Consider the following 8,459-nt stretch of genomic DNA (forward strand, 5'->3'; position numbering starts at 1 on the left):
CCGCCGAGCGGTGGGCAGGCCCCGTCGTCGCGGACGCCGGCGGGCGTCCCGCCGGTCAGCGGCTCTCGGCCACGACCGGATTGCGCAGGACGCCGATGCCCTCGATCTCCACCTCGACCTCGTCCCCGGGGCGTATGGGGCCGACACCGGAAGGTGTGCCGGTCATGATCACGTCCCCGGGGAGCAGCGTCAGGTAGCGGCTGAGATAGCTGACGATGTCCGGAACCGGGAGCAGCAGGTCGGCCGTGCTCGCGGACTGCATGACGGTGCCGTTCACGCGGGTGGTCAGGGCCAGTCCCGAAGGGTCGAGTTCCGTCGTGATGACGGGCCCCAGGGGAGCGAAGGTGTCTTGCCCCTTGCCGATGAGAAGCGTTCCGAATGCGCTCTCCTTGCGCTGGACGATGCGGTCACTGACGTCATTGCCGCACGTGTAGCCGAGGATGTGGTCAGGAGCTTCGGAGGGTTTGACATGACGGGCCTCCTTTCCGATGACGACGACCAACTCGCCTTCGAAATGGATCAGTTCACCGTCGGACGGATACACGATCGCGTCACCCGGACCCACCACCGCCGTACTCGGCTTCATGAAGCACACTGGCACCTCGGGGATCTCACGGTCGGTCTCGTCGACATGTGAGGCGTAGTTGTAGGCGAATCCGAAAATCCGGGGCCGTTCGACCGGCGGAAGGATGACGACGTCGCCGACTCGGTCGATGTGTCCCGTAGGAGACAAACCGGTATAGGGATCACCTTCGAATCTGGTGATACCGACGTCCCCGGATTCGAGTTCTCCGTAATGACGTTCGCCGCCGACGGCATATCTGACGATGCGCACGGACACCTCCGCAACTAGGCAGCCGCGAGCGGCTGCACGGCCCATCCCGTAGTGCTAACGTTAGCATAGAGGCGGCAGCCAACCCCGGCACCTTCACTCTCGGCGACCACGGAGCGCGACATCGATGCTATCGTTGGCACACGGATAGTGACGACACGGGACCAGTCAGTCGAGGAGACTCCTTACGTGATCACGACCAGGGACATCGCCGAGCGCCTCGGAGTCTCCGTGTCGACGGTGGGACGGGCGCTGGCAGACGATCCGCGCATCAGCGAGGAGACCAAGTTCCGCGTCCGGCAGGCCGCTTCCGACATGGGGTACGTGGGCAACCGTGCGGCCCGGATGATGCGCGGGGCGTCCAGCAACGTGGTCGCGCTGGTGATTCCCGACATCCGCAACAGCTTCTACTCGACCATCGCGCACGAGCTGTCCAAAAACATGGAGTCCGAGGGCTTCCAGCTGATGCTGTCGGAGACCGACGACGACCGGACGGCGGAGCTGCGCCATCTTCGGGAACTGTCCGCGAACCGCGTCGCCGCCGTCATCATCGTGCCGAGCGCGCGCCCGCACAGCGAGTCTGTCAAGCTTCTGCGCGCCCTCCCGCACGTGCAGCTGCTGCGACGACACCCGTCGCTGGGTTCGCAGTGGTTCGGCGTGGACGACCAGGAGGCGCTGCGCCGGGCCACGGCCCACCTGGTGGCGCAGGGCCATACGCGCATCGCCTACCTCGGCGGCCCCGAGGAGCTGCCCACCGGCGCCGAGCGCCTGCGCGGGTTCCGCAGCGCCCTGCGCGAAGGCGGCCTGCCGGATGACGCCGGGCGCGCGGAGCTGGGACCGCCGTCGTCGGTCGACCACGGCCGCGAAACGGTCCGCCGGCTGCTGTCGGGGCCGGACGTGCCCACCGCGCTGGTGCTGGGTTCGATCCAGCTCACCCTCGGCGTCCTGGAGGAGCTGTCCCAGCAGGGCGTGAAGGTGCCGCAGGAGTTGTCCGTGGTCGGGTTCGGGGACGAGCCCGGGTTCTCCTGGTGGGGCCCCGGGCTCACCACGGTCGGCCTGCCCATCCAGGAGATGGCCACCGGCTGCGCGCTGTGGATGATCCGTAGGCTCAAGACCGAGCCGGGCAACGACGGCCCGTACACGGCGGTCTCCCCCGGTTCGTTGATCCTGCGCGGCAGCACGGCGTCCCCTGACGGGGAGACTTCGCCCGGTTCCGCCTGAGTCGGGGGCGGGGCACCGCTTCCGTCCGGAGGGGTGCGCGGAGGGACTACCGGGGCGAAGCACGCCGCGCCCGGCATCGGCCGCGTGCACAGTGGACGGTTCGCCGTCGCGTCGGTTGTTCGCTCGCGCCTCACCGATCCGCCCGCGCCGCGGCAGTCCCCCGCACCTCCCAGGGGTCGCGGCCACCAACGCCTCCCCGCGTCCCGACCGCGACGACCTGACCCGAGTCCCGACGGGGCCCCGCAGCCTCGTCCGCACAGCGGAACGCGCCCCGAGCGACATCGCTCCGAGCGCCTTCACGCGGCCGCGCCGCTCAGTACGTTTCCCTCCGCAGCCGGCGCATCACCGTCGCGGTGCGCACGAGTTCGTCGAGCATGTGCTCGGCGGCGGCCTCATGGATCTTGCCGGCCAGGAACGTTCCGTCCTCGACGTGTTCACTGACGAACGGGATGCTCACGGTCGGGCCGATCGGCAGCATCCTCAGGTTGGCCACCACCTGCTTGGCCATCTGCACGGCCCGGGTGCCCGCAGAGACGCCCCCGTAGCTGACGAACGCGGCCGGCTTGTGCTGCCACTCCACGACGAGGTAGTCCCACGCGTTCTTCAGCGGAGCCGGGAAGCCTCCGTTGTACTCCGGGGTGACGAACACGAACGCGTCCGAGGCGTCGACGATACGGCTCCATGTGCGGGTGTGGCTGTGCGTGTACTGCTGCAGAGCGGGCGGATGCGGCTCGTCGTAGAACGGAAGGGCGAGTTCGCGCAGGTCGACCACATGCGACTCGAACTGCTCGCACTGCGTGGCCCGGGCGGTGAACCAGTCCGCGACGGACCTTCCCACCCGCCCAGGACGCGTGCTGGCCACGACCGTGGTCAGGGTCATGGGGGCGACAGAAGGCTCAGAGGTCATGACAGCTCGCTTTCCTGTCGGCCGCGATCGGGCCCGGCGAACCCGCGCTGCCTGTGCTGTCCGTCCGTCCAGGACAGCGCGGGATCGCCGGAGTCTCTTCCGCAGCGCCTCAGCCCCACGAACGGTTTATGCGAACGATAGCACTGACCTTCAGTGGGGCCAAGGGTGGCGTGGATCGGCAAGACAGAAGCGCATTGCGGCACCTCTCACCTCTTGACAGAACCTCCGACAGTTCGCACGATTGCGCTATCGTTAGCACATGCTGAGCCGCAGCTGAACATGCCTCCGGCTGCGAGGGCGCCCCCTCCTCCTTCTGGAGGACGGGCACATGTACCGCTCGGCGCCCCGAACGTCCGATCTCCGAAAGGTTGCACCGCCATGACAGACGCGCGGATCGCCGAGCTCTATGGCCGCAGGGTGTGGGATTCCCGCGGGCGCCCCACCGTGGAGGTCGAGGCGCGTCTGGCGGACGGCGCGATCGGCCGGGCCATCGCACCGGCGGGCGCGTCGACGGGCCAGGGCGAGGCGCTCGACCTGCGTGACGGTGGCAGCCGCTTCGGCGGGCTGGACGTCCAGCGGGCGGTCGGTTCGGTGAACCACGAGATCGCCCCCGCACTCCTGGACCGCGACGCGAGCGATCAGGAGGCCGTCGACCGGCTCCTGGTCGACCTCGACGGAACTCCCGACCGCAGCCGCCTCGGCGGCAACGCGATCGTCGCCACGTCCATGGCGGTCCTGCACGCCGCCGCGGCGTCGGAGGGCGTACCGCTGTGGCAGCACCTGGCGGGCGGACGGCCGGTCCGGATCCCGCTGCCGGAGATCCAGATCTTCGGCGGCGGTGCCCACGCGGACCGTCGCGTCGACGTCCAGGACTTCATGGTCATGTGCCCTGCGGCGGGCAGCTTCTCCGAGGCCCTCGACTGGACCGCGGAGATCTACCGGGCGGCCGGCAGCCTGATGCGCAAGGCGGGCAAGGCCCAGGGTGTGGCCGACGAGGGCGGCTTCTGGCCCGCGTTCGACTCCAACGAGGAGGCCCTCGAAACGCTCACCCGGGCCATCGAGAAGGCCGGTTTCGAACCCTCGACGCAGGTCGGCATCTCGCTGGACATCGCGGCCTCGCAGTTCGGCAGCGGCGGGCGGTACACGCTGGCCCTGGACGACCGCACGCTGGACACCACGGCGCTGATCGACATGCTGGGCGGCTGGATCGAGCAGTATCCGATCCTCTCCGTCGAGGACCCGGTGGGCGAGGACGACACCGACGGCATGGTGGAGTTCACCCGGCGCCACGGCCACCGCTGCCAGGTGATCGGCGACGACTACCTGGTGACCAATGCCAAGCGGGTGGAGGCCGCGGCCACCGGCGGGGCCGCCAACGCCGTCCTCGTCAAGCCGAACCAGGCCGGCACGATCACCGAGGCGTTCCAGGCGCTGCGCGCCGGGAAGGACGCCGGCTTCGGCACCATCGTCTCGGCCCGGTCCGGTGAGACCGAGGACGTCACCATCGCCCATCTCAGCGTCGGATGGGATGCGGGACAGCTCAAGGTGGGCTCGTTCACCCGCTCCGAGCGCATGGCCAAGTGGAACGAGGTTCTGCGCATCGAGGAGTCCCTCGGCGAATCCGCGGAATTCAGCGGATGGTCCGCCTTCACATTCTCCGATTCCGGGCCTTCCACGACCGAGCCGTAAAAGCAGTTCGAAGTATTACAGTCATCGAAATAAAGAGCCGAAATACAGAGCCGATCGGAGCACGGAGACCCCATGCTGCCACCCGTCAATCTGCGTCCGAGTTTCAATATCACCCGCGCGAGCCACGTCCGGCTCACCGTCGCCGATCTGGCCGAGAGCCGGAACTTCTACGTGAACGCCCTCGGGCTCGTCGTCAGCGACGAGGACGAGCGCACCTGCTACCTGCGCGGCCTGGCCGAGGCCTGCCACCACAGCCTCGTCCTGGAGCTCGACGAAGAGGGCGCGGGCGCGTGCAAGAGGATCGGTTTCCGGGTGTTCTTCGACGAGGACCTCGATCTCGCGTACGCCTGGTTCCGCGACCGTGGCCTGCCCGCCGAGTGGGTGGACGCGCCGTACCAGGGCCGCACCCTGCACGTCAGTGACCCCATCGGCACGCCTCTCGAACTGTGCGCGCACATGGAGACCCGGCCGCGGCTGCACATCGACTTCCAGCGGTACAAGGGCGCCCACGCGCAGCGGCTCGACCACTACCAGACATTCGCGCCCGACGCCTATGAGCTGTGCGCCTTCTACAGTGAGCTGGGCTTTCGCAACTCGGAGTACCTGGAGCACGGCGACAAGCTGCTGAGCGCGTTCATGTACCGCAAGGGCACGTGCCTCGACCTCGCGATCGTCGAGAACACCGGGCCCGCGCTGCACCACTTCGCCTACACCGTCTCCGAGAGCCGCGACATCTTCACCGCGTGCGACTGGGCGGGCATCCTCGGCTACGGCGAAGGGGTCGAGCGCGGCCCCGGACGGCACGGTCCCGGCGGGATGCTGTTCGCGTACCTCCGTGACCCCGACGGCCACCGGGTCGAGGTCTTCAACAGCCACTATCAGACGATCGACACCGAGGTCGAGCCGGTGCGCTGGGACGCGGCATCGCTGAGCACCAATGTGCGCTGGGGGCTCCCCGCCCTGGAGAAGTGGTACTTCGAGGCGTCGCCGTTCGTCGGCGCACCGCGGATTCCGCCGGCCGAGAAGCCGAATCCGATGTCGCTGGAGCGGTTCCTGCTGGAGCAGCCCCTCCCCTGACCTTCCGCCCGCACCGCCCCCAAGGAGACGCCATGGCACGAGTTCCCTATCTGCGCCGCGAGGACGCTGACGAGTCGCTGAAGCCGCTGTACGACCGGCTGGAGACCGAACGCAAGGTCCCGACGGCGAACATCTTCCTCGCCCTCACCCATGCGCCCACCCAGCTGGACGCCTTCCTGACCTACGCCAACTCGCTACGGGCCGCCGATCTCAGCCCCAGGCTGCGGGAACTGGCGATCCTGACCGTGGGTCACGCGACCCAGTCGGCGTACGAGGTCGCACATCATCAGTCGCACGGTCTCAAGGCCGGGCTCACCGAGGAACAGCTCGCGTCGGTGGCCGACTTCGAGCACTCCGGTCTGTTCGACGAGACGGAGAAGGCGGTCATGCGACTCGCCAGGGAGTCCACCCTCCGGGTCGAGGTCTCGGAGGAGGCGTGGCAGGCCGCCGCCGCACATCTGACGAGCCGGCAGATGGTCGAACTGTCGTTGTCCATCGCCTGGTACAACTCCGGCGTCCGCATCATGGGACTGCTGGACATCGACCTCGAAGACAATTATCCCGACCCGTTCGCCAATTCCTAGGTTTCGGCACCGTACGGCTCATCACTTCAGGAGTATTTCAATGGCGAAAATGCTCGCCGCGCGACTGCACGAACTCGGTGCCCCGATGTCGGTGGACACGATCGACGTGCCCACCCCGAGGCCTACCGACGTGCTGGTGCGGGTCAAGGCATGCGGAATCGTGCCGAACATGGCCAATGTCATCAACAACTGGCCCACCTGGTACCCGCATCAGCCGCTGCCCCAGCTCCCCGCGATCTTCGGTCTCGACCCCGCGGGTGTGGTCGAGGCGGTCGGCGAGGCGGTGCTCAACACCAAGCCGGGCGACCGGGTCTATGTGAGCCCGCTGCGGTCCTGCGGCAGCTGCCAGGTGTGCCGCGGCGGCGAACTCAGCCGATGCCGCTACTTCACCCTGAACGGCTACTTCAGCACCTCCCGCGACGGCCAGCGGATCTTCGACCTCTACCCCTACGGCGGCTTCGCCGAGTACATGACCGCGCCGCAGCACGCGATCGTCAACATCCCCGACAACATGACGTTCGAGCAGGCCGGCAAGCTCGGCTACATCGGAACCTCCTACGGCGCCCTCAAGAACGCCGCGGCCGCCCCCGGCCAGGTCGCGCTGATCGACGGAATCACGGGCACCCTCGGTGTCGCCTCCACCCTCCTCGCGCTGGCCTCCGGTGTCTCCAGGGTTCTCGGCACGGGCCGCAACGAGGAACTCCTGAAGCGGGTCAAGGAGTTGGCTCCGGACCGGATCGAGGTCATGCGGCTGGGCGAGGGCTCCACCGGAGAGTGGGCCAAGTCCCGCACCGGCGGCGAGGGAGCGGACTTCGTCATCAGTGCGCTCGGCGCCAAGGCACCGGTGGAGACGATGCTCGACTCCATGCAGGGAGTCCGCCGGGGCGGCAGGGTCGTCAACGTCGGCGGGGTGGCCGATCGGCTGCCCGTGGACGTGAAGTGGCTCATGGACGAGCAGGTCCAGCTGATCGGCTCCAACTGGTTCACCACCGCGCAGGGCCAGGAAGTCGCCGACATGGTGACGACCGGGGCTCTGGACCTGTCGTACCTGATCACGAAGCCGTTCCCGCTGGCCGAGGTCAACGAAGCCATCTCGGGACGGGTGACGGATCGCGACGGTGGATTCAGCAACTACGTCGTGATCCCCTGAACCCACAAGACGCCCCGAACTCGCCCCGCGGCGGTCCTGTTCTGCCCTGACGCCGCCGCGGGGTGATCCCAGCACGACGGAGGTACCGGTGGAACTGCGCTGGCTCGAGTCGTTCGTCGTGGTCGCGGAGGAACTGCACTTCGCCCGGGCCTCGGACCGTCTGCATCTCGCCCCGTCGGCGCTCAGCGCCCAGATCAGAGCGCTGGAGTCGCACCTGGGTGTGCGGCTCGTCGACCGCGGGCGGCGGACCCGCCCGGCCCTGACCGGTGCCGGGCGGCTGTTCCTCGAAGAGGCGCGGCTGACCCTCGCCCAGGCCGCCCGGGCCGAGGCGGTGGGCCGGCGTGCCGGCCGGGGGGAGCTGGGACACGCGCAGATCGCGTACGTCGCCTCCGCCGCGTTCTCCGGGGTGCTGACCGACGTCCTCACCCGCTGCGCGGCCCCTGGTACCGAACTGACGGTCCAGGTACGGGAGTTGGAAACGCCCGCCCAGCTGGAGGCGCTGGCCTGCGGGGACATCGACGTCGGCTTCCTGCGCTTCAGGCCGGAGTACCCACCCGAGGTCACGGCGACCTGCCTGCTCACCGAGCAGGTCGTCCTGGCGCTGCCGGCCGGGGCACCACTCGCGGCCTACGATGCCGTCCCCGCGGCCCAACTGCGCGACGAGTGCTTCGTGGCCCCGCACTTCGACGAGGAGTACGGCTGCCGCGACCAGATCCTCGAAGTGGCGGAGCAAGGCGGTTTCAGTCCCCGGTGCGCTCCCCCGGTGCGGGACTTCGTCGCGGCTCTGACCATGGTGGGCGGTGGTCTCGCGGTTGCCCTGGTGCCCGATTCGCTGCGCCGCGTCCAGATCCCCGGAGTGGCTTACCGGCCGCTGGCCGACGTGGCGCCGACCCCCCCGGGGGGGGGCGCCAAACCCAAAGGGGGGAACACCCCAGCCGGGCGCGGTGTGTTCCCCCCGCGGCGGGTGGCAGCCCCCCCCACCGCCCCCGCCAGAAACAG

At 68.8% G+C, this 8,459-nt stretch carries 8 protein-coding genes; 6 read left to right on the forward strand and 2 right to left on the reverse strand.

Annotation, left to right across the window (positions count from 1 at the left end):
* Nucleotides 1-55: 55 nt before the first annotated feature.
* A complete protein-coding gene (locus tag ACFTZL_RS36320) occupies nucleotides 56-841 on the reverse strand; it encodes a fumarylacetoacetate hydrolase family protein (protein ID WP_382592084.1) in 786 nt (261 codons plus the stop codon).
* Nucleotides 842-1,021: 180 nt separating this feature from the next.
* Here ACFTZL_RS36320 and ACFTZL_RS36325 point away from each other — a divergent pair, with 180 nt between their 5' ends.
* Complete coding sequence (locus ACFTZL_RS36325; RefSeq protein ID WP_382592087.1) at nucleotides 1,022-2,053, forward strand: LacI family DNA-binding transcriptional regulator; 1,032 nt, start codon at nucleotides 1,022-1,024, stop codon at nucleotides 2,051-2,053.
* Nucleotides 2,054-2,366: 313 nt separating this feature from the next.
* On the opposite strand, the gene ACFTZL_RS36330 is transcribed toward ACFTZL_RS36325, so the two are convergent.
* Nucleotides 2,367-2,933, reverse strand: coding sequence for an NADPH-dependent FMN reductase (locus ACFTZL_RS36330; protein ID WP_382592090.1), 567 nt, complete (start codon nucleotides 2,931-2,933; stop codon nucleotides 2,367-2,369).
* Nucleotides 2,934-3,338: 405 nt separating this feature from the next.
* On the opposite strand from ACFTZL_RS36330, the gene eno reads away from it, so the two are divergent.
* The 5 genes from eno to ACFTZL_RS36355 all read left to right on the forward strand — a co-directional run.
* The gene (eno, locus tag ACFTZL_RS36335) at nucleotides 3,339-4,649 is read left to right on the forward strand and encodes a phosphopyruvate hydratase (RefSeq protein WP_382592093.1); all 1,311 of its coding nucleotides are present in this window, start codon (nucleotides 3,339-3,341) and stop codon (nucleotides 4,647-4,649) included.
* A gap of 72 nt (nucleotides 4,650-4,721) precedes the next feature.
* Nucleotides 4,722-5,726 (forward strand): VOC family protein, encoded by a 1,005-nt coding sequence (locus tag ACFTZL_RS36340; protein ID WP_382592095.1) that lies wholly within the window; start codon nucleotides 4,722-4,724, stop codon nucleotides 5,724-5,726.
* A 32-nt stretch (nucleotides 5,727-5,758) separates the two neighbouring features.
* Nucleotides 5,759-6,310, forward strand: coding sequence for a carboxymuconolactone decarboxylase family protein (locus ACFTZL_RS36345; protein WP_382592098.1), 552 nt, complete (start codon nucleotides 5,759-5,761; stop codon nucleotides 6,308-6,310).
* 40 nt (nucleotides 6,311-6,350) lie between these two features.
* Nucleotides 6,351-7,460 carry an alcohol dehydrogenase catalytic domain-containing protein gene (locus tag ACFTZL_RS36350; RefSeq protein ID WP_382592101.1) on the forward strand — a complete coding sequence of 370 codons (1,110 nt, stop codon included), beginning with the start codon at nucleotides 6,351-6,353 and terminating at the stop codon, nucleotides 7,458-7,460.
* A gap of 88 nt (nucleotides 7,461-7,548) precedes the next feature.
* The coding region (locus tag ACFTZL_RS36355; RefSeq protein WP_382592104.1) for a LysR substrate-binding domain-containing protein at nucleotides 7,549-8,459 on the forward strand (911 nt) is incomplete at its 3' end.

The organism is Streptomyces sp. NPDC056948 (genome assembly GCF_042674225.1).
Classification (GTDB): domain Bacteria; phylum Actinomycetota; class Actinomycetes; order Streptomycetales; family Streptomycetaceae; genus Streptomyces; species Streptomyces purpurascens.